This window comes from Cupriavidus sp. WS (assembly GCF_000395345.1).
Classification (GTDB): Bacteria; Pseudomonadota; Gammaproteobacteria; order Burkholderiales; family Burkholderiaceae; genus Cupriavidus; species Cupriavidus basilensis_B.
Map to the genome: position 1 here is coordinate 1 of NZ_AQPL01000278.1, position 23,388 is coordinate 23,388.

The 23,388-nt window shown below is 70.6% G+C and carries 20 protein-coding genes; 8 read left to right on the forward strand and 12 right to left on the reverse strand.

Features of this window, described 5'->3' with window-relative positions; genetic code table 11:
• Window positions 1–80: 80 nt before the first annotated feature.
• The 8 genes from kdpE to K206_RS0122420 all read right to left on the reverse strand — a co-directional run bounded on the left by kdpE (window position 81) and on the right by K206_RS0122420 (window position 10,108).
• Complete coding sequence (gene kdpE, locus K206_RS0122385) at window positions 81–776, reverse strand: two-component system response regulator KdpE (protein WP_020204626.1); 696 nt, start codon at window positions 774–776, stop codon at window positions 81–83.
• Between the two features lies 1 nt (window position 777).
• Window positions 778–3,693: a sensor histidine kinase KdpD gene (locus K206_RS0122390; protein WP_020204627.1), complete on the reverse strand. Its 2,916-nt coding sequence runs from the start codon at window positions 3,691–3,693 to the stop codon at window positions 778–780.
• 144 nt (window positions 3,694–3,837) lie between these two features.
• Entirely contained in the window at window positions 3,838–4,470 is a 633-nt protein-coding gene (gene kdpC, locus K206_RS0122395; RefSeq protein WP_020204628.1) for a potassium-transporting ATPase subunit KdpC, read from the reverse strand.
• 70 nt (window positions 4,471–4,540) lie between these two features.
• Entirely contained in the window at window positions 4,541–6,787 is a 2,247-nt protein-coding gene (gene kdpB, locus K206_RS0122400) for a potassium-transporting ATPase subunit KdpB (protein WP_020423867.1), read from the reverse strand.
• A gap of 76 nt (window positions 6,788–6,863) precedes the next feature.
• Entirely contained in the window at window positions 6,864–8,684 is a 1,821-nt protein-coding gene (kdpA, locus tag K206_RS0122405) for a potassium-transporting ATPase subunit KdpA (RefSeq protein WP_020204630.1), read from the reverse strand.
• Window positions 8,684–8,773, reverse strand: a complete 90-nt coding sequence (gene kdpF / locus K206_RS38985; RefSeq protein ID WP_020204631.1) for a K(+)-transporting ATPase subunit F — start codon at window positions 8,771–8,773, stop codon at window positions 8,684–8,686. Before kdpF ends, kdpA begins: the two co-directional genes overlap by 1 nt.
• Window positions 8,773–8,940 (reverse strand): hypothetical protein, encoded by a 168-nt coding sequence (locus K206_RS43035; RefSeq protein ID WP_020204632.1) that lies wholly within the window; start codon window positions 8,938–8,940, stop codon window positions 8,773–8,775. The genes kdpF and K206_RS43035 overlap by 1 nt, the downstream gene beginning before the upstream one ends.
• A 196-nt stretch (window positions 8,941–9,136) precedes the next feature.
• Window positions 9,137–10,108, reverse strand: coding sequence for a magnesium and cobalt transport protein CorA (locus tag K206_RS0122420; protein WP_020204633.1), 972 nt, complete (start codon window positions 10,106–10,108; stop codon window positions 9,137–9,139).
• Between the two features lie 261 nt (window positions 10,109–10,369).
• Here K206_RS0122420 and minC point away from each other — a divergent pair, with 261 nt between their 5' ends.
• From minC to K206_RS0122440, 4 genes are all read left to right on the forward strand, one after another.
• Window positions 10,370–11,179, forward strand: coding sequence for a septum site-determining protein MinC (minC, locus tag K206_RS0122425; RefSeq protein ID WP_020204634.1), 810 nt, complete (start codon window positions 10,370–10,372; stop codon window positions 11,177–11,179).
• A 61-nt stretch (window positions 11,180–11,240) separates the two neighbouring features.
• A complete protein-coding gene (gene minD, locus K206_RS0122430; RefSeq protein WP_020204635.1) occupies window positions 11,241–12,056 on the forward strand; it encodes a septum site-determining protein MinD in 816 nt (271 codons plus the stop codon).
• Window positions 12,057–12,071: 15 nt separating this feature from the next.
• Complete coding sequence (gene minE / locus K206_RS0122435) at window positions 12,072–12,326, forward strand: cell division topological specificity factor MinE (RefSeq protein ID WP_006164360.1); 255 nt, start codon at window positions 12,072–12,074, stop codon at window positions 12,324–12,326.
• A 516-nt stretch (window positions 12,327–12,842) separates the two neighbouring features.
• A complete protein-coding gene (locus tag K206_RS0122440; protein WP_020204636.1) occupies window positions 12,843–13,925 on the forward strand; it encodes a porin in 1,083 nt (360 codons plus the stop codon).
• Window positions 13,926–14,226: 301 nt separating this feature from the next.
• On the opposite strand, the gene K206_RS0122445 is transcribed toward K206_RS0122440, so the two are convergent.
• Window positions 14,227–14,955, reverse strand: a complete 729-nt coding sequence (locus K206_RS0122445; protein ID WP_020204637.1) for a response regulator transcription factor — start codon at window positions 14,953–14,955, stop codon at window positions 14,227–14,229.
• Window positions 14,956–15,252: 297 nt separating this feature from the next.
• On the opposite strand from K206_RS0122445, the gene K206_RS38990 reads away from it, so the two are divergent.
• Window positions 15,253–16,101, forward strand: coding sequence for a winged helix-turn-helix domain-containing protein (locus K206_RS38990; protein ID WP_020204638.1), 849 nt, complete (start codon window positions 15,253–15,255; stop codon window positions 16,099–16,101).
• 14 nt (window positions 16,102–16,115) lie between these two features.
• On the opposite strand, the gene K206_RS0122455 is transcribed toward K206_RS38990, so the two are convergent.
• Both K206_RS0122455 and K206_RS0122460 read right to left on the reverse strand, forming a co-directional pair.
• The gene (locus K206_RS0122455; protein ID WP_020204639.1) at window positions 16,116–17,129 is read right to left on the reverse strand and encodes a tripartite tricarboxylate transporter substrate-binding protein; all 1,014 of its coding nucleotides are present in this window, start codon (window positions 17,127–17,129) and stop codon (window positions 16,116–16,118) included.
• A gap of 54 nt (window positions 17,130–17,183) precedes the next feature.
• Window positions 17,184–17,516 (reverse strand): hypothetical protein, encoded by a 333-nt coding sequence (locus K206_RS0122460; protein WP_020204640.1) that lies wholly within the window; start codon window positions 17,514–17,516, stop codon window positions 17,184–17,186.
• A gap of 394 nt (window positions 17,517–17,910) precedes the next feature.
• On the opposite strand from K206_RS0122460, the gene K206_RS0122465 reads away from it, so the two are divergent.
• Both K206_RS0122465 and K206_RS38995 read left to right on the forward strand, forming a co-directional pair.
• Entirely contained in the window at window positions 17,911–19,245 is a 1,335-nt protein-coding gene (locus tag K206_RS0122465; protein ID WP_020204641.1) for a M20/M25/M40 family metallo-hydrolase, read from the forward strand.
• A gap of 168 nt (window positions 19,246–19,413) precedes the next feature.
• The gene (locus K206_RS38995) at window positions 19,414–20,481 is read left to right on the forward strand and encodes a methyl-accepting chemotaxis protein (protein WP_020204642.1); all 1,068 of its coding nucleotides are present in this window, start codon (window positions 19,414–19,416) and stop codon (window positions 20,479–20,481) included.
• Window positions 20,482–20,728: 247 nt separating this feature from the next.
• Here K206_RS38995 and K206_RS0122475 read toward each other — a convergent pair whose 3' ends face one another.
• Entirely contained in the window at window positions 20,729–21,985 is a 1,257-nt protein-coding gene (locus K206_RS0122475; RefSeq protein ID WP_020204643.1) for an MFS transporter, read from the reverse strand.
• 294 nt (window positions 21,986–22,279) lie between these two features.
• Between K206_RS0122475 and K206_RS0122480 the strand changes: the two genes are divergently transcribed.
• Window positions 22,280–23,164: a helix-turn-helix domain-containing protein gene (locus tag K206_RS0122480; protein WP_020204644.1), complete on the forward strand. Its 885-nt coding sequence runs from the start codon at window positions 22,280–22,282 to the stop codon at window positions 23,162–23,164.
• Window positions 23,165–23,388 lie beyond the last annotated feature (224 nt).

The following is a 23,388-nucleotide window of genomic DNA, read 5'->3' on the forward strand; positions in this document are numbered from 1 at the left end:
CTTTGAAGTTGACGTTAAGAAGTGACCTTTGACGTTAAATCCGTTGAATTTAACTTTAAAGCCAAAACACAAACAAACCCCTATCCCACAAACCGATACCCCACCCCCAACTCCGTCATCAAATGCACCGGCTGCGCCGAATCCCTCTCCAGCTTCTGCCGCAGGTGCCCCATATAGACACGCAGATAGTGACTGCTCTCCGAATGCGCCGGCCCCCACACCTCGCGCAGCAGCTCGCGGTGCGTCATGACCTTGCCACGGTGCGCGATCAGCACCGCCAGCAGGCGGTATTCGATCGGTGTCAGGTGAACGTCCTCGCCGGCCCGCGTGACCACGCGGTTGGCGAGGTCGATCTGCACGTCGCCGAAGGCGACCAGCGCGCTGCCCTGGGGATTGAGGCGGGCGTGCCGGCGCAGCAGCACGCGCACGCGCGCGATCAGTTCGCCGACGCCGAACGGCTTGGTGAGGTAGTCGTCGGCGCCGGCGTCGAGCGCGGCGATCTTGTCGTCCTCGCCGCTGCGCGCGGACAGCACCAGCACCGGCACTTCGGTCCAGGTGCGCATCTCGCGGATCAGCGTCATGCCGTCGCCGTCGGGCAGGCCGAGGTCGAGGATCACGATGTCGGGCTGGCGCGTGCCGGCGTCGATCAGGCCGCGCTTGAGCGTCTCGGCCTCGTGCACGGCGCAGCCTTCGGCCTGCAGCGCCTCGCGCACGAAGCGGCGGATATGCGGCTCGTCCTCGACCAGCAGTACCGTGGGCGAAAAATCGAATGCCATCTCAGTGAGGTTCCTTGTGTGTTGCGCCCGCCGCCGCGGCTTCGGGCTCGACCGCGGGCGGCGTGCCGCGCGGCAGCGCCACCACGAAGCGCGCGCCGCGGCCTTCGCCATCGTCTCCGCCCGCGCTCTCCACCCAGATGCGCCCGCCGTGCGCCTGCACGATGGCTTCGCACACGGCCAGGCCCAGGCCCACGCCGGCGGTGGCCGATTCGCGCTCGCCGCGCGTGAATTTCTGGAAGATCGACTGTTCCTGCCCGCGCGGCACGCCCGGGCCCTGGTCGGCCACCACCAGCCGCACCTCGGTGTCGGCCAGCTCGCCCGAGACGCGGATGGCGGTGCCCGCCGGCGTGTACTTGGCGGCGTTCTCCAGCAGGTTGCACAGCACGCGCTCCATCAGCACGGCGTCGCATTCCACCAGCGGCAGCGCGGCCAGCCCGGACACCGACACGCGGTGGCGCGCGAGCGCGTCGCGCATGGCGGCCAGCGCCGCGCCGACCATTTCCTCGCACGACTGCCACTCCTTGCGCATGTGCACGTCGCGGCTCTGCAGGCGCGCCATGTCGAGCAGGTTGATGACCATCGTGCGCATGCGCAGCGCCTGCTCGCGCATGGCGGCGACGGTCTCGGCCAGCGGCGGCGGCAGCGGCGGCTCGGCGCGCTGCATGGTTTCGGCCATGCCGACCAGGCTGGTCAGCGGCGTGCGCAGGTCGTGCGAGACCGCGGCCAGCAGCGAGCTGCGCAGCCGCTCGGACTCCATCGACACCAGCGCCTGCTGCGCCACCTCCACGTAGTGCAGCCGCTCGATGGCGATGGCGATCAGCGTGGCGAACACGTCGGCCTGGCGGCGCAGCTCGGGCTGCGCCAGCGCGCGCCACGCCTGCGGCTCCACCGCGAGCACGCCGCGCGTGCGCATCGGCGCCTTGAGCGGCAGGTAGAGCACGGTGCTGCCGGGCAGCGTGTGGGTGCCGGTGCCGGCGGGCTGGCCGTGGTCGAACACCCATTGCGCCAGCACCGGGTCGATGGCGCCGCTGGCGCGCTGGTCCGGGTCCACCGCGGGCGCCATCAGGCGGCCCTTGGGCGAGACCAGGAAAAAGGCCGAGCGCGCGCCGAGCGCGGCCTGCAGGAAGCGGCTGCCGATGGCGACGATCTGCTCCGGCACCAGCGCGGCCGACAGCTCGCGCGCCAGCTCGTAGAGCGTGCGCGCCTCGGTCTCGCGCTCGACCGACACGCGCGCCTGCTCGCGCAGCCCGGCGGTCAGCTGGCCGATCACCAGGCCCACGGTGAGCATCACCACGAAGGTCACGAGGTACTGCACGTCGCTGACCGAGAACGACAGCCGCGGCGGCACGAAGAAAAAGTCGAAGGCGGCCACCGACACCACCGAGGCCAGCGCGGCCGGCCCGCGCCCGTGGCGCAGCGCCACCGCCACCACCGCGGCCAGGAACAGCATGGCGATGTTGACCAGCTCGAACCACGGCCGCGCCAGCGCCGACAGCACGCTGGCGCCGGCGCACCACGCCACCGCCCACAGGTAGTCGAGGCGGCGCGCCGCCACGCCGCGCTCGCCGTCGGCCACGCCGGCCGCGCCGGCATCGAGGTCGCCGCGCACGTCCGCGCGCGAACCCGGCCCCGCCGCCGGCTGCGCGCGGTGGCGCGCGTCGGCCGCCATCGCGTCGGCGGCCACGCGGATCACGTCGATCTCGGGGCAGCCCAGCGCCAGCGAATCGGCAAAGCTGTGGCGCCCGAACAGCCACGCGCGCGCGCCCAGGAACGGCGCCAGCGCGAGCGCCAGCAGCGCGCGGCCGCGCGCCAGCACGCCGCCGCCGGCGCGGTGCCACGCGCCGGGCGCGCGCCCCACCACCACCTTGGTCAGGTTGTGGCGGCGCACGTAGCCGGTCACGGCCTGCACGATGTCGCTGCCGGCCAGCGTCTCGGTGCGCGCGCCGAGCTCCTCGGCCAGCCGCATCGCCGCTTCCAGGCTGGCGCGCGCCGGCGCGGCCAGCGGCGCCAGGCGCGGCGTGGCCACCGTCACCACGTGCCAGTCGCAATCGAGCTGGCCGGCCAGCCGCCGCGCGCTCTTGACCACCTGCGCGGCATCGTCGCCGGTGCCGATGCAGGCCAGCACCGCCTCGCGCGTGCGCCACACCGGGCGGATCGATTCGGCGTGGCGGTAGGCGCGCACGTCGTCGTCCACGCGGTCGGCGGTGCGGCGCAGCGCCAGCTCGCGCAGCGCGATCAGGTTGCCCTTGCGGAAGAAATTGCTGGCCGCGGTACGCGCCTGCTCCGGCATGTAGACCTTGCCGTCGCGCAGGCGCCGCAGCAGCTCGTCGGCGGGCAGGTCCACCAGGATCACTTCGTCGGCATCGTCGAACACCGTGTCGGGCACGGTCTCCCACACGCGGATGCCGGTGATGCCGCCGACCGCCTCGTTGAGGCTGTCGAGATGCTGGACGTTGACGGTGGTCCACACGTCGATGCCTGCGGACAGCAGTTCCTCGATGTCCTGCCAGCGCTTCGGGTGGCGGCTGCCGGGCGCGTTGGAATGCGCGAGCTCGTCGACCAGGATCAGCGCCGGGTGCCGCGCCAGCGCGCCGTCGAGATCGAACTCGTGCAGCACGCGGTCGTCCAGCTTCTGGTGCGGCATGGCCTTCGGCGGCAGCCGCTCGAGGCCGTCGAGCAGCGCCTCGGTCTCGGCGCGGCCGTGGGTTTCCACCACGCCGACCAGCACGTCGCTGCCCTGCTCGCGCAGCGCGCGCGCCGCGGCCAGCATGGCGAAGGTCTTGCCTACGCCGGCCGAGGCGCCGAAATACACGCGCAGCCTGCCGCGCGCGGCGCGCTCGCCCTCGGCCTGCATGCGTTGCAGCAGGGCGTCGGGATCGGGCCGCGGCGGCGTGTCGCGCGTGGCGGTGTCAGGCATGGGAAGGCGCGCTGCGCGCAAGGCGGGAGGATGCGGACGATTGTGCCACGGCGGCGCGCGGCCGGGCGCGGCGGCGGTTGATGCGCCGGCGCTCTCCCCCGGCCCCTGTCCCGCACGCGGGACAGGGGAGCAAAGCCCGCGCCGTCACGGCGTTTCCGCATCCAGCGCCAGGTTCAGCTTGAGCACGTTGACCACCGGATCGCCCAGCACCGCCAGCAGCGGCCCTTGCGTATTGGCCGCCACCAGCGCCTGCACCCGCTCGGCCGGCAGGCCGCGCGCGCGCGCCACGCGCGCGGCCTGGTACTGCGCGGCGGCCGGGCTGATGTGCGGGTCCAGGCCGCTGGCCGAGGCGGTGACGAGATCGACCGGCACCGGCGCCTGGTTGGCCGGGTCGGCCGCGTGCAGCGCGTCGATGCGCGCGCGCGCGGCGTCGGTCAGCGCGGGGTTGCTCGGGCCGTAGTTGGAGCCGACCGAGGCGGCGCCGTTGTAGGGCATCGGCGCGGTGGCCGACAAGCGGCCCCAGAAGTACTTCGGGTCGGAGAAGGGCTGGCCGATCAACTCGGAGCCGACCGCCTTGCCGTCCTTGACGATCAGCGAGCCGGCCGCCTGGTGCGGGAACACGGCGCGCGCGATGCCGGTGACGACGCCCGGGTAGAGCAGGCCGGTGACGGCGGACAGCGCGACGAACAGCGTCAGCAGCGGGCGCAGCAGGCCGCCCTGCACGGGCGTTTCGGGCTGGCCATTGGCGCCGCGGGGGGCTGTGGCTTGGGTATGCATGATGACTCCGTTCAATGTCTTTGCGGGTACGGTGCGCGGGCTTGGGTATGGACCTGGACGCGGGCGTGGCTCACGCCCAGCCGAACAGCACCAGGATCATGTCGATGATCTTGATGCCGACGAACGGCACCAGGATGCCGCCCAGGCCGTAGACCAGCAGGTTGCGCCGCAGCAGCACGGCCGCGCCGAGCGGGCGGTACACCACGCCGCGCAGCGCCAGCGGGATCAGCACCACGATGATGAGCGCGTTGAAGATCACCGCCGACAGGATGGCCGAGGCCGGCGTGGCCAGGCCCATCACGTTGAGCAGGTTGAGCTGCGGATAGGTGGTGGCGAACGCGGCCGGGATGATGGCGAAGTACTTGGCCACGTCGTTGGCCACGCTGAAGGTGGTCAGCGAGCCGCGCGTCATCAGCATCTGCTTGCCGATCTCCACGATCTCGATCAGCTTGGTCGGGTTGCTGTCGAGGTCGACCATGTTGCCGGCTTCCTTGGCCGCCTGCGTGCCGCTGTTCATGGCCACGGCCACGTCGGCCTGCGCCAGCGCGGGCGCGTCGTTGGTGCCGTCGCCGGTCATCGCCACCAGGCGGCCTTCGGCCTGGTAGTCGCGGATCAGCTTGAGCTTGGCTTCGGGCGTGGCCTCGGCGAGGAAGTCGTCGACGCCCGCCTCGGCCGCGATCGAGGCCGCGGTGAGGCGGTTGTCGCCGGTGATCATCACGGTGCGGATGCCCATCTTGCGCAGCTCGCCGAAGCGCTCGCGGATGCCGGACTTGACGATGTCCTTGAGCTCGACCACGCCGAGCACGCGCACGGTCTCGCCGCGGCCGTCGTCGAACGACTCGGCCACCACCAGCGGCGTGCTGCCGGCGCGGGCCACGTCGTCCACGGCCTGCATCACCGCCTCGGGGAACTTGCCGGCGCGCTCGGTCACGTAGCGGCGCACGGCGTCGGCGGCGCCCTTGCGCACGCTGCGCCCGCCCGCGTCCACGCCGCTCATGCGGGTCTGCGCGGTGAACGGCACGAAGATCGGGCGCAGCGCGCTGATGTCGGGCGCGGCGGCGCCGGACTGCTGGCGCGCCAGCGTGACGATGCTGCGACCCTCGGGCGTCTCGTCGGCCAGCGACGACAGCCACGCGGCCTCGGCAAGCTGCTGCGCGCCGACGCCGGGCGCGGCGATGAAGCGCGCGGCCTGGCGGTTGCCGTGGGTGATGGTGCCGGTCTTGTCGAGCAGCAGCACGTCGACGTCGCCGGCGGCTTCCACCGCGCGGCCCGAGGTGGCGATCACGTTGGCTTCCATCATGCGGCTCATGCCCGCCACGCCGATGGCCGACAGCAGCCCGCCGATGGTGGTCGGGATCAGGCACACCAGCAGCGCGATCAGCACGGTGATGGTGACGGGCATGCCGGCCTTCGTCACCAGCACGCTGTACACCGAGAACGGCTGCAGCGTGGCGGTGGCCAGCAGCAGCACGATGGTCAGGCCCACCAGCAGGATGGTCAGCGCCAGCTCGTTGGGGGTCTTCTGGCGCTTGGCGCCCTCGACCATCGTGATCATGCGGTCGATGAAGCTCTCGCCCGGATTGGTGGTGATGCGCACCACGATCCAGTCCGACAGCACGCGCGTGCCGCCCGTCACCGAGGAAAAATCGCCGCCCGACTCGCGGATCACCGGCGCGGACTCGCCGGTGATGGCGCTCTCGTCGACCGAGGCCACGCCTTCGATCACCTCGCCGTCGCCGGGCACCATGTCGCCGGCCTCGACCAGCACCACGTCGCCGCGGCGCAGCGCGGTGGCCGCGCGCGCCTCGGTGGCGCCGGCGGCGCGCCAGTCGCGCCGGCCTTCCTTGACCAGTTTCGCGGTGACGGTGGTCTTGAGCCCGCGCAGCGCCTCGGCCTGCTGCTTGCTGCGCCCTTCGGCGAGCGCCTCGGCGAAGTTGGCGAACAGCACGGTGAACCACAGCCACACCGACACCGCGAGGATGAAGCCCGCGCTCTCGCCGCCCGCGCTGGCGGGCGCGAACAGCGCGCGGAAGAACAGGATGGTGGTCAGGATGCTGCCCACGTAGACCACGAACATCACCGGGTTGCGCAGCTGGTCGCGCGGCGACAGCTTCTTCACCGCGTCGAGCAGGGCCGGCCTGACCAGCTCGGGCGCGAACATGCCGCCGCGCGGCGGGCGCTGGTGGCCGCCGCCCTGGTGGGCGCCTGCCTTGTGGGTGCCGCCCGGGGCCGGCGCGCCGCCAGTGGCCGCCGGGGTGGTGCTTGCCGGTGCCGCGCCGGCCTGCTTGCCGCGCGTCACCATCGATTCTTGTTGCATGCGTTTCTCCGCAATACGCTGATCTGCCTGGGGATGCCGCCCGCGCGGCGATGCGCGGCGGGCGGGCGGCCCCGGGCTACTTTCCTGCCGCCGTGACCACGGCGCCCTGCAATTGCTCCGCCACCGGCCCCAGCGCCAGCGCCGGGACGTAGGTCAGCGCGCCCACCATCAGCACCGAGCCGACCAGCAGCACCACGAACAGCGGGCCGTGCGTGGGCATGGTGCCGCCCGTCACCGGCACGCGCTTCTTGGCGGCCAGCGAGCCGGCCAGCGCCAGGATCGGCACGATGATCCAGAAGCGGCCGAGCCACATCGCCGCGGCCAGCAGCCCGTTGTAGAACGGCGTGTTGGCCGACAGCCCGGCGAAGGCGCTGCCGTTGTTGTTGGCCGCCGACGAGAGCGCGTAGAGGATCTCCGAGAAGCCGTGCGTGCCGGGGTTGAACACGCCCGCGCGCCCGGCCTCCACCATCACCGCCACGGCGGTGCCGAGCAGCACCAGCAGCGGCGTGACGAGGATCGCCACCGCGGTCATCTTCATCTCGTAGGCCTCGATCTTCTTGCCCAGGTATTCGGGCGTGCGGCCGATCATCAGGCCGGCGATGAAGACCGCCAGCACCGCGTACACCAGCATGCCGTACAGGCCCGAGCCGACCCCGCCGAACACCACCTCGCCGAGCTGCATCAGCAGCATCGGCACCAGCCCGCCGATGGCGGTGAAGGAGTCGTGCATGGCATTGACCGCGCCGCACGAGGCCGCCGTGGTGATGGTGGCGAACAGCGCGCTGGCGGCGATGCCGAAGCGGGTTTCCTTGCCTTCCATGTTGCCGCCGGCCTGCAGCGCGCTGGCCACGTGGTCGACCGGCAAACCCGCCAGCGCGGCATTGGCCTGCTGCTCGGACAGCGCCGCCACGCACGCCATCGCCACGAAGATCACCGTCATCGACGCCAGCACCGCCACGCCCTGGCGGCGGTCCTTGACCATCTCGCCGAAGGTGAAGCACAGCGCCGCCGGGATCAGGAAGATGGCCAGCATCTGCAGCAGGTTGGCCAGCTCGGTCGGATTCTCGAACGGATGCGCCGAGTTGGCGTTGAAGAAGCCGCCGCCGTTGGTGCCGAGCATCTTGATGGCTTCCTGCGAGGCCACCGGGCCCATCGCCAGCGTCTGCGTGCCGGTCTTCATGGCCTCGGTGACGGGCGCGCCCTTGGCGTCGAGCACCGGCTGGCCGGCGGCGTCCACCTTGGGCTGGCTGTACTCGATGGGCGTCACCAGCGCGACTTCCTTGTAGGCGTCGAAGTTCTGGATCACGCCCTGGCCGACCAGCGCCACGGCGAAGGCGACCGACAGCGGCAGCAGCACGTAGAGCGTGCAGCGCGTGACGTCCACCCAGAAGTTGCCGATGGTCGCCGCGCTCTGGCGCGCGAAGCCGCGGATCAGCGCGAACACCACGGCGATGCCGGTGGCCGCCGAGAAGAAGTTCTGCACCGTGAGCGCCAGCATCTGCGTGAGGTAGCTCATGGTGGATTCGCCGGCATAACCCTGCCAGTTCGTGTTGGAGACGAAGCTCACCGCGGTGTTGAAGGCCGAGTCCGGCGACACCGCGCCGAAGCCCTGCGGGTTGAACGGCAGCCACGCCTGCAGCCGCTGCAGCGCGTAGACCGCCACCACGCCCAGCATGTTGAAGGCGACCAGCGCCACCGTGTATTGCTTCCAGCCCATGCCGGCGTCGGCGCGCACGCCGCCCGCGCGGTATAGCAGGCGCTCCAGCGGCCGGCCCCAGGCGGTGGCGCGGTAGCCGCCATCCTCCATCGCGCGGCGGATGTAGCGCCCGAGGAACGGCGCGAGCGCCAGCAGGATGGCGAGGTAGAGGACGAGCAGTCCCAGGAATTCGGTTGACATCAGAATTTCTCCGGCCGGAACAGGGCAATCAGGAGGTAGATGAAGACAGCAGCGGCGAGCACGCCGCCCAGCAGATCGGCCCAGTCCATCACAGCCTCCTGTCCGCGGCGCTGTCCTTGCGGCGCGCGTCGGCGCCGTCCGCTCCCGGACCGTCGGCCGCGCCCGGCGGCTTGCCACCCAGCGCGGCGCACAGCGCCAGCAGTGCGCCGGTCAGCGCACCGAACAGCAACAAACCAATGAAATAGATCCCGTCCATGACAAACACCGTGAGTGATTCACAGATGGCAGGTTAGGGATGGCGCGGTAAAAACGGGGTAGAGAGGGGGAAGGGGGGTGTAAAGAAAATATAAAGACGGGGGAGTGGTGGTGGCGTGCGGTGGCCGGCAAAGATCAGCCCGCCGCTTGCGGCAATTGAAACGCACCGGCGCAAGCCGCGCCGGACACCCGTCCGGCTAGATCCAGCCCGACTTGTGCAATTTGCGCCAGAGCCCCGCGCAGGCCAGCGCGGTCACGCCGATCACGGTCGGGTAGGCGTAGTGGAACTTCAGCTCCGGCATGAAGTTGAAGTTCATCCCGTACAGGCTGAACACCACGGTGGGAATCGCCAGGATGGCGCCCCAGCCGGCCAGGCGCTTGACGATCTCGTTCTGGCCGACAGTGACCAGCGCCAGGTTGACCTGCACCGCGGTGGTCAGCATTTCGCGCACCACGTCGAGCGTGCGCACCAGGCGGCTGGCATGGTCCTCGATGTCGCGGAAGTAGGCGCGCAGCTCCTTGGGCACCAGCTCCTCGTGCAGCCGGATCAGTTGCCCGCAGATCTCCTCGATCGGGTAGACCGCGTTGCGCAGGCGCAGGACCTGGCGCTTGATGTGGTACAGGTGCTCGATGGCGGCGCGGTCGAACTCGTCGCGGAAGATGCCCTGCTCGAGCTGCTCGAAGGCGTCCTCGAGCCGCGTGACGATGGGCATGTAGTGGTCCACCACGAAATCCATCAGCGCGTAGAGCACGTAGCCCGGCCCGTTGGCGAGCGCGCGCGGGTCGCTCTCGCAGCGCTCGCGCACCGGCGCGTAGCTGCTGCTGGCGCCGTGGCGCACCGACACCACGTAGCGCGGCCCGACGAACAGGTGGGTCTCGCCCACCACCACCTCCTCGTTCACCAGCTGGGCGGTGTTGAGCACGACGAAGATGGAGTCGCCGTAGGTCTCCAGCTTGGGGCGCTGGTGTGCGTCGAGGGCGTCTTCCACGGCGAGGTCGTGCAGGCCGAATTCCTGCTGCACCTTGCGCAGCAGCGGCAGGTCCGGCTCGTGCAGGCCGAGCCAGACAAAGGTGCCGGGCACCGCGATGGCGTCGCTGATCTCGTCCACCGCCACATCCCCGAGCCGCTTGCCGTCGCGGTAAGCCACGCTGTTGACGATCGCACCCATGCCTGCTCCCTTGTCCGAATGGCGCAATCGTAACAAGAGCGCGGCCCGCGCGGGGGCGGCGCGGCGGCGAACCGGCAGCGGACATGCGGCCGCCCTGCGGCGCAGGGCGACGAAGTGCGACGAAGTGCGGCCGCGTGCGCGGCGGGTGGCCGCGGCGGCCTGGCGCGCGCCCCATCCGGCACTGGAAAGCCCGGCAGGGGTATTTGTTACAGTTCTGCCTCCAGCTGACGTTAGAATGTCCCATTTCCACGGTCACCGACTATGTCCCAGAAGAAATCGCCACGCTTCGAACTGCGCAGTGGCAACGTCGACGCCCTCCTCCTCGCGCTCAAGTCCGCTGACATGGCAGCGCTGCGGGACGACCTCCTGTCCCGCTTCGAATCGACCCCCGATTTCTTCTCCAACGATGTCGTCGCCCTCGACCTGCGCCGCCTGGAAGGCGACGAGCGGATCGCGCTCGACACGGTGATCGAGACCCTGGCCCAGCTCAAGGCCCGCGCCATCGGCGTGGTGGCGCGCGAGGCCCAGCACGGCTGGGCGGCGTCCTTCGGCCTGCCGCTGCTGGACAGCCACAGCCGGCGCGGCGGCCGCGAAGAAGCCGCGCCGGCCACGCAGACTACGCAGGCCGGGCCGGCCGAGGGGCCCGCCGCGGCCCCGGCGGAAGCCCCGCCCGGGCCGGCGCAGGCCGCGGCCGAGGTGGTCGCCGCCACGGTGGCGGACGCCGCCGCGCGCAGCGTGCCGACCATGCTGATCGACAAGCCGCTGCGCTCGGGCCAGCAGGTCTACGCCGCCGGCGACGTGGTGATCCTGGACCTGGTCAGCTACGGCGCCGAGGTCATCGCCGAGGGCAACATCCACGTCTATGCCCCGCTGCGCGGCCGCGCGCTGGCGGGCGTCAAGGGCGACACGCAGGCGCGCATCTTCTGCACCTGCCTGGAACCCGAACTGCTTTCCATCGCCGGCATCTACCGCACCGGCGAACTGTCGCTGCCCGCCGACGTGCTGGGCAAGCCCGCCCAGGTACGCCTGGACGGCGAAAAACTGATCCTCGAACCGCTCCGGATGAAGTAACACCGCCGCCGAGCACCAACCACAGCAGCGCAAGCTTCAACCATTACTGGATCCAAGAGCCATGGCAAAAATCATCGTTGTGACCTCCGGCAAGGGAGGCGTAGGCAAGACCACCACCAGCGCCAGCTTCTCCGCCGGGCTGGCCCTGCGTGGCCACAAGACTGCCGTGATCGACTTCGACGTCGGCCTGCGCAACCTCGACCTGATCATGGGCTGCGAGCGCCGCGTGGTGTACGACCTGGTCAACGTGGTGCAGGGCGAGGCCAACCTGAACCAGGCCCTGATCAAGGACAAGAAGTGCGAGAACCTGTTCATCCTGCCGGCCTCGCAGACGCGTGACAAGGACGCGCTGACCAAGGAAGGCGTGGAGAAGGTCATCAACGGCCTGGTCGAGATGGGCTTCGAGTACATCGTGTGCGACTCGCCCGCGGGCATCGAGTCGGGCGCGCTGCTGGCCATGTATTTCGCCGACGAGGCGCTGGTCGTGACCAACCCGGAAGTGTCCTCGGTGCGCGACTCGGACCGCATCCTGGGCATCCTGGCGTCCAAGACCAAGCGCGCCAGCGAAGGCGGCGAGCCGATCAAGGAACACCTGCTGATCACGCGCTACAACCCCAAGCGCGTGCACGGCGGCGAGATGCTGTCGCTGACCGACATCCAGGAAATCCTGCGCATCAAGCTCATCGGCGTGGTGCCGGAGTCGGAGGCGGTGCTGCACGCCTCCAACCAGGGCACGCCGGCCATCCACCTGGAAGGCAGCGACGTGGCCGACGCCTACGGCGACGTGGTCGACCGTTTCCTGGGCAAGGACAAGCCGATGCGCTTCACCGACTACCAGAAGCCGGGGCTGCTCTCCCGCATCTTCGGCAACAAGTAAGGAGGGCCTGCCACCATGTCGATCCTGTCCTTCCTGCTCGGCGAGAAAAAGAAATCCGCCTCCGTTGCCAAGGAGCGGCTCCAGATCATTCTCGCCCACGAACGCACCGGCCATTCGGCGCCGGCCGACTACCTGCCCGCCCTGCAGCGCGAACTGGTCGCGGTCATTTCGAAATACGTGAAAATCAGCGACCAGGACCTGCGCGTGAGCCTCGAGCGCCAGGACAACCTGGAGGTGCTCGAGGTCAAGATCGAGATCCCGCAGGGCTGATGCCCCGCATCCCGGCTTCGTTGAGCGGGTTCGTTGAGCGCGCCTGACTGGGCCTGACCGGGTGCGTTGACTGGGCGCGTGATCGGGCGCGTGTTAGGCGCGTCGACTTGGCGCGTTGGCCGGGTGCGTTGGCCGGGCGCGCCGGCAAGCCGCCCGATGCGGCGTCACGGCGGCTCGCCAGGCGCCGGCCTCGCCGCGCTTCGCTGCCGGCCTCGCGCGCCGTCTCGGCCGACCCGGTTCTTCAGCCAATCCGAGCCCCGGAAAACCAGGCTGGAAGCCCTCCCACGGCGGGGTAAGCAAGCTGCACCACTGTCATTTCGCGCTGCACCATTTTGTCGTTTTGTCGCGGCATCACAACGGTTTTTGCACCATTTGCCCGCTTAGAGGCGGCCAACAACGTCCATTAGTGTCCTAATCTTTTCCGTTTTGTTAAATTTTCGCGGCGTTTACACGAAACGTAAACCCGTCCGCCACCGTGATCCGGCAGCGGACACGACAGAACAGAAAAGGAGCACTATGAAGAAATCAGCCCTGACCCTCGCAATTGGCACGCTGCTGGCCGGCAGCGCCTACGCTCAGTCGTCCGTTACCCTGTACGGTATCGTCGACCAGAGCATCCGTTACACCAGCAACTCGAACGGTGCCAACGACAACCAGTTCCAGCTGACCAACGGTGCCATCACCAACAGCCGCTGGGGCATCAAAGGCGCCGAAGCCCTGGGTAACAACCTGAAGGCGATCTTCCAGCTGGAAAACGGCTTCGATCCCGATACCGGCCGCGCTAACCAGAACAACAGCCTGTTCGGTCGCCAGGCCTACGTGGGCCTGTCGGGTGATTTCGGTACCATCAAGCTGGGCCGCCAGTACACCGAAGGCTTCAACTTCTTCGGCGACTACGATCCGCTGACCATCGGCAACTACACCGGCAACGCCTGGCCGTTCTTCCTGACCAACTTCCGCAACAACAACGTGGTCAGCTACGACGGCAAGTTCGGCGGCCTGAACGTCGGCGCCAGCTACGGCTTCGGCGAGAAGGCGGGCAGCTTCACCTCGTCGCAGTACTGGGGTACCCGCGCCGCGTACACGTTCGGTCCGTTCGGCGTCGGCGCCGTGTTCCAGGAAACCCGTGACGCCAACGGCAACAAGCAGCAGATGTGGGGCGCGTCCGGCAAGTACAGCATCGGCCCGGCCAAGGTGTTCCTCGGCTACGTCGGTGGCAAGGACCGCACCGGCTCGGTCGACGCCAGCCTGAACGGCGACGCGCTGGCCGCAGGCAGCGCCAACGCGGTGCCGGCCGGCAACTTCACGGCCAACCCGCGCAAGGACATGATCGGCTACCTGGGTCTGACCTATCAGCTGACCCCGGCCCTGGCGCTGACCGGCGTGTTCTACGGCGACCACGTCAAGGACGCGAACGGCGTGGCGAACAACGCAGGCAACCGCTACACCGGCGTGCTGCTGGCCGAGTACTCGCTGTCCAAGCGCACCCAGGTCTACGGCACCGTGGACTACAACAAGCTGACCGGCGGCACGCAGACCGAACTGCCGGGCAGGAACAACCAGACCGGCGCAGCCCTGGGCATCCGCCACATTTTCTGATCGTTCCTGGCCTGATTGCCTTCACGGGCAAGTCCCCGCCCCGCGCGGGGACGCTTCAGGTTCCAGCCGACAAGAAAGCCCCTTCGGGGGCTTTCTTGCTTTTGACGGGCATCGGCGGCATCGGCGATGGCCACGACAGCGGTGGCGGCAGCCGGGCAAGCCATGTGCGGGCCAGCTGCACATCCGCATTCGCGCGTACGGGCCGCCGTCCCGGCGTTTCGCTCGCCCTCGCCCTCGCCCTCGCCCTCGCCCTCGCCCTCGCCCTCGCCCTCGCCCTCGCCCTCGCCCTCCTCGCCCTCCCTCACCCGCTATCCCCCGCTCTCGCGCGACCCCACGCCGTGGCCGGCACCAGTTCGAGCCGGTAGCCGTGCGTGTAGACCGGCAGCAGCCGCAGCCCGTGCTCGGGCGCCAGCCCCAGCTTGCTGCGCACGCGCGACATGTGCGTGTCGATGGTGCGCGACAGCGGCGAGATCTCGCGCCCCCACACCGCCGCCACGATATGGTCGCGCGACACGATGCGGCCCTCGTTGCGGAACAGCAGCACGGCGAGGTCGAACTCCTTCGGCGTGAGCCGCAGCGGCGTGGCGCCACGCACCACCGTGCGCGCGGCGCAATCGAACACGTAGCCGGCCAGCGCCACGCGCGCGCAGCCGCTGCCGGGCTCCGGGTAGGCGCGCCGCAGCAGGGACGCGGTGCGCGCCAGCAGCTCGCCGCGCCGCACCGGCTTGAGCATGTAGTCGTCGGCGCCGGTGGCGAGGCCGTCGACGATGTCTTCCTCGGCGCTGCGGCCGGTCACGAACATCACCGGCACGCGGCGGTCGAGGTTGGCCCGCACCCAGGTCAGCACCTCCTTGCCGGACAGGTCGGGCAGGTGCCAGTCGAGCAGCAGCAGGTCGAAGTTTTCCTCGCGCAGGCGCAGCAGCATCTCGCGGCTGCGCCCGAAGGTCATGCAGTCGTGCCCCGCCTCGCCCAGGATCCGCCGGATCAGGGCCGCCTCGGCGGGATGGTCTTCCAGTGAAGCGATCTTCATTCCCATAGCTGGCCGGTCTCGCGTTGGTTGGTCTCGTGCATCGATCTCGCGCATCGATCTCGCAAACCGGATCTCATGCGCCGGATCTCGCGCGCCGGATTTCACGCGCCGGATTTCACGCACCGGATCTCGCGGCGGCCGGTGCGCCGGCGCCCCGGCATGCCCGGCAATGCGGGGGCTCCATGCCATTACATGCCCGGACGGCGGGCCGGCATATGAGAGTTTTCGCATTCCGCCGCGGCGGCGGCCGCACGATCATTGGCAAAGCGGCACCCCTGCCGCGCCAGGAGACGCCGCATGCGAATCGCGATACTGGAGGACGACCCGGCCCGGGCCTTGCGGCTGGAGCAGATGCTCGCGCTGGGCGGGCACGACACCGCGCGCTTCCGCGAAGGCCGCGCGCTGATGCAGGCGCTGCGCAGCGAGCCCTGCGCGTTGCTGCTGCTGGCGTGGGAGATTCCCGGCATCCCCGCGCGCGACGTGCTGCTGTGGATACGGCGCGCGCTGGGCGGGGCGCTGCCGGTAATGGTGCTGGGCGGGCGCGGCGGCGAGGCGCACATCGCCGAATGCATCGCGCTCGGCGCCGATGCCGTGGTGCCCGCGCCGGTGCGCGGCGCCGAGCTGGCGGCGCGCGTGCAGGCGCTGCTGCGGCGCGTGCCGGCGCCGCGGCGCGACCGGCTCGAACTCGGCCCCTACCGCTTCGCGCTGGACGAGCGGCGCGCCTTCGTCGGCGGCCGGCAGGTCAGGCTGTCGCCCAAGGAATTCGAGCTGGCGGTGCTGCTGTTCCGCCATGCCGGGCAACTGCTGCTGCGCCGGGCCGTCGAACTGGCGGTGTGGCGGTGCGCGATGCCGCGCGGCTCGCGCACGCTGGACAGCCACCTGTCGCGCCTGCGCGCCAAGCTGGCGCTGCAGCCGCGCAACGGCGTGCGGCTGTCGTCGGTATATGCGACCGGGTGCCGGCTCGACCTCGTTATGCCGGCGGTTGCGCCGGCTGACGCGCTGGCTGCCGCATCGGTCGTTGCGTCGGACGCCGCGCCAATCGCCGCGCCAATCGCCGCGTCCGAACCCGCCGATACACCCGCGGGCGCCGGCCGGCCGGAGCGCGGCAGCCACAGCCGGGGCAGCGCCAGCGGGGCCGCCCGATGATCCGCGATGGCCGCTCAGTCGGCCTTGATGCCGGCTTCCTTGACGATGCGCGCGTTGTCGTCGTACTCGGCGCGGATCGCCGCGGCGAACTGCGCGGCGGTGCCGCCGGTGGGCACTTCGCCGCCCTTGAGCAGGCGCTCGCGCACCTCGGGCTCGGCCAGCGCCTTGTTCAGTTCGGCGTTGAGCCGGGCGACGATGGCCGGCGGCGTGCGCGCCGGCGCGAAGATGCCGAAGGTCGAGGTCAGGTTGGCCTTGGGGTAGCCGAGTTCGGCCAGCGTCGGCACGCCCGCCAGCGAGGCGATGCGCCTGGGCGCGCCCACCGCCAGCGCGCGCAGGCGGCCGGCCTCCATGTGCTGGGTCAGCATCGGGCTGGCGTTGGTGCTCATCACCTCGAACTGGCCGCCGAGCGCGTCGTTCATCTGCTGGCCGGCGCCCTTGTAGGGAATCAGCGTCAGGTCGGCATGGGCCTTGGACTTGACCTGCTCCAGCATGACGTGGCCGATCGTGCCGAGGCCCGAGGTGGCCCAGCGCACCGAACCGGGCCGGGTCTTGGCCTGCGCCAGCAGGTCCTGGAACGACTTGCCGGCGAAGCTCGGCGTGGCGACCACCAGCACCGGCGAGTACATCACGCTCATCACCGGCGCGATGTCGCGCTGCGGGTCGTAGTTGACGTGGCCGACGTGCGGGGTGAGCGTGAGCGGGCTGGTCGAGGCGAAGCCCAGCGTGTAGCCGTCCGGCGCGGCCTTGGCCACGGCGTCGATGCCGATGCTGCCGCCGGCGCCGGCCTTGTTCTCCACCACCACCGAGCCGCCCATCTGCGCCGACAGGCGCTCGCCGAGCGCGCGCGCCACGGCGTCGCTGATGCCGCCGGTGGGATAGGCCACGATCAGGCGGATCGGGCGCGAGGGGTAGGCATCGGCGGTGGCGGCGGTGGCGGGACCGCCAGACAGGCTCGCCGCGATGGCGGACGCGGCGGCAGCCAGCAGGGAAATTCGGCGGAAAGCGGGCATGGCAGGCATGGCGGACATGGCAGGCACGGCGGTGGCGGGACCGCGGAAAGGATGGAAAACGAAGGACCGATTCTAGCCGATCGCCGGCGCGCCACCGCGCGGGCCGGAGCCCGGTTCCGCGGGTTCCAGCGCGCATTCGGGCACCCACGACACGAACAGTTCGTTGGCGCGGTCGTACAGCCGCCACGTCGTGCCGCATTCGCGGCAGGTGAAGGTCAGCATGCTGAACGGCACGCCGGCGGCGCTCTGGCTCACCAGCGGCGCGGTGTGCTTGAGCGCCAGGCGCTCGTGCGGCTCGCGCCGGCGCGGATCGGCGGCCAGCGCGAGACAGTGCCCGCAGGCGGCGCGGATGGCGGGCGCGGGCTTGGGATGGGAAGGAGGCGCAACGGACGTCATGCCCGCCATGATGCCGCAAAAACGGGGCGGGTTTCATTTCCGCCGGGTCGACCTGTTGCAGGAGCGCTTCCGTGCGCCGGTTTCGCGTCTGTTCGGGGCTGGTTGGGGGCCTGTTCGGGGCCGGTTGGGAGCAGATTGGGAAGCGATTCCACCCCGGCCCCGCACGCCGGACCGGGTGCCGTGCCGGTGGCATCGGTGTCGGTGTCAGCGGCAGCGGCAGCGGCACGCCGACCGTCGCCGCAACCGGCCCGGGCACGAAGCCTGCAAGCGGCACAGCCGTTCATCCGCGAGTCTGCCCGCGCGACGGCGCGCCTGCTGCCCGCCGCCGCGTTCGCTACCCATACGGCGGCCCGCGCTGTTACCCTCTTCGCTTTTCACCCCACTCATTCCGGAGACCACCCGCATGCCCCTGTCCATCCGCCCGCGCTCCGGCGCGTCCTTGCGCCGCCCGGCGGCCCGTGCTTCGCTGCGCCCCTCGCTGAGGCTCGCCGCCCTGCTCTGCGCCGGCGCCGCGCAAGCCGCCCAGGCCGCGCCGGTCGAGCCGGCCTACCAGTTGTCACAGCAGGAAAAGCCGGCGCTGATCGCCACCCTCAAGGACCTGGTCTCGATCGAGTCGGGCAGCAAGGACATCGAGGGCCTGGACCGCATCGCCGCGTTGATCCGCGACCGCCTGGCCGCGCTCGGCGGCGAGGCGCAACTGATCGCGCCGGCCGACGTCTACCGCATGGAAGACACGCCCAAGGACGTGGGCAAGATGGTGATGGCCCAGTTCAAGGGCACCGGAAAACGCAACATCATGCTGATCGGCCACATGGACACGGTCTACCTGCGCGGCATGCTGGCGCAGCAGCCGTTCCGCGTCGACGGCGACCGCGCCTACGGCCTGGGCATCGCCGACGACAAGAACGGCGTGGCCGTGATCCTGCACACCGTGGCGATCCTGCAGAAGATGGGCTTCAAGGACTACGGCACGCTCACCGTGCTGATCAACGGCGACGAGGAAATCAGCTCGCCGGGCGCGCGCGCGATGTTGACCAAGATGGGCAGCCAGCAGGACGCGGTGTTCTCGTGCGAGGCCACGCGCGTGACCGGCGACCGGCTGTCGCTGGCCACCAGCGGCATCGGCGCGATCTCGCTGACCGTGCACGGCAAGTCCTCGCACGCGGGCAGCGCGCCCGAGCAGGGCCGCAACGCGCTGTACGAGCTCTCGCACCAGATCCTGCAGATGCGCGACCTGTCCAACCCGGACACCGGCCTCAAGGTGAACTGGACGATCTCGTCGGCCGGCACCAACCGCAACGTGATTCCCGCCATCGCCACCGCGCAGGCCGACGTGCGCGTGCTGCGCACGGCCGACTACGACGGCCTGGAGCACACGCTGCAGGAGCGCGTGAAGAAGCAGCTCATCCCCGATACCCGCGTCGAGGTGAAGTTCGAGCGCCGCCGCCCGCCGCTCGAAGTCACCGACGCGGCGCGCAAGCTGGCCGCGCACGCGCAGGGCGTGTACGGCGAGATCGGCGAGAAGCTGCTGGTCTACGACACCGCCGAAGGCGGCGGCACCGACGCGGCCTTCGCCGCCGCGGCGACCAAGGCGCCAGTGATCGAGCGCTTCGGCCTGCGCGGCTTCGGCGCGCACTCGAACGACGCCGAGTACGTCGACCTGAACTCGGTCACGCCGCGCCTGTACCTGCTCACGCGCATGATCATGGACGTGTCGCAGGACAAGACCGGGCGCTGAACCTTTCCGCCGGACCGGCCCGGGCCATGCATCCGGGCTGGCACGTTTCTCGCCTATGGTGATTCACCAGGCGCGGGACAGGACAACCGGTGCGGCCGGGATACCGCCATCTCCTCACAGCACACGCCTCGCGCCTGGCGGGTCAGTGATCTGAATGGGAGATACCGTATGGCAAGCGCGGAACGCATCGTCGAGCTGTCCCATCACGTGGGCACAATCGCGGACAACAAGATCTCCAGCATTGCCGAGATCAACCGCGAAACCCGCTTCCTGGCGCTGAACGCGCTCATCGAAGCCGCGCGCGCCGGCGAGGCCGGCCGGGGCTTCAGCGTGGTGGCCAACCAGGTCAAGCACGTCTCGGAACGCATCTCCGGCATCACCGGTGAGCTCACCACGGAGCTGGGCGGCTCGATCGCCGAGCTGACGCAACTGGGCGACGCCATGATCCGCCAGATGCGCGGCCACCAGGGCCAGCGCCTGGCCGACCTGGCGCTGAACATGATCGACGTGATCGACCGCAACCTCTACGAGCGCTCCTGCGACGTGCGCTGGTGGGCCACCGACGCGGCCATCGTGGCCGCCGCGAGCCGGCCCGGCGACGGCGCGGCCGCCGCCTTCGCCAGCGAGCGCCTCGGCGTCATCCTCAACAGCTACACGGTATATCTCGATCTCTGGGTGATCGACGCGCAGGGCCGCGTCATCGCCAACGGCCGCCCGCGCAACTACCCGGGCGTGGCCGGGCGCGTCGTGCGCGGCGTGGACTGGTTCCAGCGCGCCATGGCGACCCGCTCCGGCGACGACTACGTCGCGCACGACATCACCGTCTCGCGCTTCCTCGACAACGCCAGCGTGGCCACCTACGCCACCGCGATCCGCGCCGGCGGCCGCGCGGACGGCGCGCCGCAGGGCGTGCTGGCGATCTTCTTCAACTGGGCGCCGCAGGCGCAGGCCGTGGTCGGCGGCGTGCGCCTGTCGGCCGAGGACTGGCAGCGCACGCGCTGCCTGCTGGTGGACGCGCAGCACCGCGTGATCGCCGCCTCCGACGGCGCCGGCGCGCTGGCCGAGACCTTCGCGCTGCAGGACCAGGGCAATCCCGCCGGCTGGTACGAGGCGCCCGACGGCGCGCTGGTGGCGTTCGCGCGCACGCCCGGCTACGAGACCTATGCCGGGCTGGGCTGGTATGGCGTGATCGTCCAGCAGCAGCCCGGCCGCGCCCGCGCGGCGCGGCACGCCTGAAAGCGGCGGGCGCCGGCGCGGCCGGCCGCGCGCACCGCCGTGGTGCGCACGGCATGCGCCGCCGCCATTGCGGTGCGCCTCACGCCACTTGCGAGTGCGCCGCGCCCGCGCCGGCGGAAGCTGGCCAGCGGATTTCCGGCGGGCTCCGGCCACCGGATCGGTCCGGTTTCAGGCGGGCTTCGGGCCGCCGCCGGGCCGCGCTTTCGGGCCGCCGCCGGGCCGGCTTCAAACCCGTTTCAGGTCAGCTTCAGGCCGCTTTCCTGCGCCCGCCCAGGTCGGGCAGGAACACCGCCAGCAGGCCCAGCAGCGGCAGGAACGCGCACAACTGGTAGACCATCTCGATGCCGTGCGCGTCGGCCAGCGTGCCCAGCACCGCGGCGCCGATGCCGCCCATGCCGAAGGCGAAGCCGAAGAACAGGCCCGACACCATGCCCACCTTGCCCGGGATCAGCTCCTGCGCGAACACCAGGATGGCCGAGAACGCCGAGGCCAGGATGAAGCCGATGATGAACGACAGCACGCCGGTCCAGAACAGGTTGGCGTGCGGCAGCATCAGCGTGAACGGCGCCACGCCGAGGATCGACGCCCAGATCACGCGCTTGCGGCCGATGCGGTCGCCGATCGGGCCGCCCAGGATGGTGCCGGCCGCCACCGCGAACAGGAAGGCGAACAGGTAGATCTGCGAGCTCTGGCGGTCCAGGCCGAAACGCTCCATCAGGTAGAACGTGTAGTAGGTGTTCAGGCTCGCCATGTAGAAATACTTGGAGAACACCAGCAGCATCAGCACGATCATGGCGCGCACCACGGTGCTGCGCGGCAGCGGCGAGACGGCGGCGGCGGCCTTGCGCTTGCGCGCGGTGTGGGCCAGCTCGCGGCCGTACCAGCCGCCGATCTGCCACAGCACGGCGATGGCCAGCAGCGCCGCCACCGAGAACCACGCCAGGCTGCTCTGCCGGTGCACGATCGCCGCGGCCAGCAGCGGGCCCGCCGCGCTGCCGGCGTTGCCGCCGACCTGGAAGATCGACTGCGCCAGCCCGTGCTGGCCGCCCGAGGCCATGCGCGCCACGCGCGACGACTCCGGATGGAAGATCGAGGAACCCGTGCCCACCAGCGCGGCCGCCACCAGCAGCACGCCGTAGGTCGGCGCCACCGACAGCAGCAGCAGCCCGCACAGCGTGAAGCCCATGCCGATCGGCAGCGACTTCGGCTTGGGATGCTTGTCGGTGTACAGGCCCACCACCGGCTGCAGCAGCGACGCCGTGATCTGGTACGTCAGCGTCAGCAGGCCGATCTGCGTGAAGCTGAGGTTGAAGCCGCCCTTGAGCATCGGATAGATGGCCAGGATCAGCGACTGGATCATGTCGTTGAGGAAATGCGAAAAGCTGATCGCCGACAGCACGCGGAAACCGGTCCGCTCGGCGGACTGCGTACTGTGGGAAGGCTGCGCCTGGCCCTGCGGCGAGGCGGTCGCGCCGCCTGGCGCGGTGTCGATGCGGCTGCTCATGATGGAGTCGGGGGCTGGAGAGACAACAAGATTGGGAATCTGGCAGCCATGCTAATTGGCGCGATGGCGCCTGTCCTGCGAGAATAGGGCCAGAACCTTGGAGAAAAGGACATGCCACGCCGTCCCGCCACCGCAGCCGCCGCGGCTACCGCAGCCACGACCGCCGCTACTGCCGCTACCACCATTACCGCCACGACCGGCCAGCGCCGCCGCCCGGCCACCGCCCGCGCGCGCGCGGATAGCGCGGATGATGCGGATGATGCGGATGGCGCGCCGGCCACGCCGCCGTCCGGCATGCCCGGCGTGCCGCTCGCGCCGCCCGATCCCCTCGATCCGTCACACCGCCCTCCCCACCTCGCGCCCCACCTCGCGCCACACCTCCCGGCCCACGCCGAGGACCGCGCCGACACCTACAGCGCCGCGCCAGCCTATCTGCGCTACGACCGCGGCCCCATGCCCGTCACCGCGATGGCGGCCGACTACCTGCCCGGCCACGTCACCAAGCCCCACCAGCATCCGCACGCGCAGCTGGTCCATGCCGTGCACGGCGTGATGGTGGTCGCCACCGCCGAGGGCCAGTGGATCGTGCCGCCCACGCGCGGCATGTGGATGCCGGGCGGCACCGTGCACTGGATCCGCATGGTCGGCCACGTGCGCATGCGCACCGCCTACATCCGCCCCGACGCCGCCGCCGACCTGCCCACGCGCTGCACCGTGCTCGGCATCAGCCCGCTGCTGCGCGAACTGATCCTCGCCGCCATCGACATCCCGATTCCCTACAAGGCCGATTCGCGCGACGGGCGCCTGATGCGACTGCTGCTGGACGAAGTGATGCTGGTGCCCACCCTGCCCCTGCACCTGCCGCGCCCGGCCGACGCCGGCCTGCGCCAGATCTGCGAGGCCATCGTCGGCGCGCCCGACACGGCGTTCACGCTGGCGCAGTGGGGCGAGCGGCTCGGCATGGACCCCAAGACCATCCAGCGCCGCTTCGCGCGCGAGACCGGCATGACGTTCGGGCAGTGGCGCCAGCAGGCCCGGCTGCTGGCCGCGCTGGAGGGGCTGGCCGCGGGGGCCAAGGTGGTGGACGTGGCGCTCGACCTCGGCTACGACAGCCCGAGCGCCTTCTCGACGATGTTCCGCAAGCAGTTCGGCGTGCCGCCGAGCGCTTTCTTCAGGTAGCTCCGGCACCGGCCGGGGATGCCTCGCCGCGTACCCGGGACTGCGTGCCCGAGCCTGCCTGCTTGGCCTGCCGCGTACCTGGCCGGCGCGCACGGCCGGCAAACTCTGGCCGGCGACAGCCGGACCGGCAGCCAAGATCCCGGACCGCAAACCCCGCCGCCAGACATTCCCGGCACGACGCCCGCAGGCCCGGCATGGCTGATGCAGGTACGGCCGTTAATAGC

What these genes read in the sequence shown, in the direction of transcription:
- kdpC (WP_020204628.1), bottom strand. Translation starts at nt 4,470, where the DNA reads ATGCATACCCAAGCCACAGCCCCCCGCGGCGCCAATGGCCAGCCCGAA.
- K206_RS0122475 (WP_020204643.1), bottom strand. Translation starts at nt 21,985, where the DNA reads ATGAGCAGCCGCATCGACACCGCGCCAGGCGGCGCGACCGCCTCGCCG.
- K206_RS0122455 (WP_020204639.1), bottom strand. Translation starts at nt 17,129, where the DNA reads ATGTCCGCCATGCCTGCCATGCCCGCTTTCCGCCGAATTTCCCTGCTG.
- K206_RS0122420 (WP_020204633.1), bottom strand. Translation starts at nt 10,108, where the DNA reads ATGGGTGCGATCGTCAACAGCGTGGCTTACCGCGACGGCAAGCGGCTC.
- kdpF (WP_020204631.1), bottom strand. Translation starts at nt 8,773, where the DNA reads ATGGACTGGGCCGATCTGCTGGGCGGCGTGCTCGCCGCTGCTGTCTTC.
- minD (WP_020204635.1), top strand. Translation starts at nt 11,241, where the DNA reads ATGGCAAAAATCATCGTTGTGACCTCCGGCAAGGGAGGCGTAGGCAAG.
- K206_RS0122480 (WP_020204644.1), top strand. Translation starts at nt 22,280, where the DNA reads ATGCCCGGCGTGCCGCTCGCGCCGCCCGATCCCCTCGATCCGTCACAC.
- kdpE (WP_020204626.1), bottom strand. Translation starts at nt 776, where the DNA reads ATGGCATTCGATTTTTCGCCCACGGTACTGCTGGTCGAGGACGAGCCG.
- kdpA (WP_020204630.1), bottom strand. Translation starts at nt 8,684, where the DNA reads ATGTCAACCGAATTCCTGGGACTGCTCGTCCTCTACCTCGCCATCCTG.
- kdpB (WP_020423867.1), bottom strand. Translation starts at nt 6,787, where the DNA reads ATGCAACAAGAATCGATGGTGACGCGCGGCAAGCAGGCCGGCGCGGCA.
- K206_RS0122440 (WP_020204636.1), top strand. Translation starts at nt 12,843, where the DNA reads ATGAAGAAATCAGCCCTGACCCTCGCAATTGGCACGCTGCTGGCCGGC.
- K206_RS0122465 (WP_020204641.1), top strand. Translation starts at nt 17,911, where the DNA reads ATGCCCCTGTCCATCCGCCCGCGCTCCGGCGCGTCCTTGCGCCGCCCG.
- minC (WP_020204634.1), top strand. Translation starts at nt 10,370, where the DNA reads ATGTCCCAGAAGAAATCGCCACGCTTCGAACTGCGCAGTGGCAACGTC.
- K206_RS0122460 (WP_020204640.1), bottom strand. Translation starts at nt 17,516, where the DNA reads ATGGCGGGCATGACGTCCGTTGCGCCTCCTTCCCATCCCAAGCCCGCG.
- K206_RS43035 (WP_020204632.1), bottom strand. Translation starts at nt 8,940, where the DNA reads ATGGACGGGATCTATTTCATTGGTTTGTTGCTGTTCGGTGCGCTGACC.
- K206_RS38990 (WP_020204638.1), top strand. Translation starts at nt 15,253, where the DNA reads ATGCGAATCGCGATACTGGAGGACGACCCGGCCCGGGCCTTGCGGCTG.
- K206_RS0122445 (WP_020204637.1), bottom strand. Translation starts at nt 14,955, where the DNA reads ATGAAGATCGCTTCACTGGAAGACCATCCCGCCGAGGCGGCCCTGATC.
- K206_RS38995 (WP_020204642.1), top strand. Translation starts at nt 19,414, where the DNA reads ATGGCAAGCGCGGAACGCATCGTCGAGCTGTCCCATCACGTGGGCACA.
- minE (WP_006164360.1), top strand. Translation starts at nt 12,072, where the DNA reads ATGTCGATCCTGTCCTTCCTGCTCGGCGAGAAAAAGAAATCCGCCTCC.
- K206_RS0122390 (WP_020204627.1), bottom strand. Translation starts at nt 3,693, where the DNA reads ATGCCTGACACCGCCACGCGCGACACGCCGCCGCGGCCCGATCCCGAC.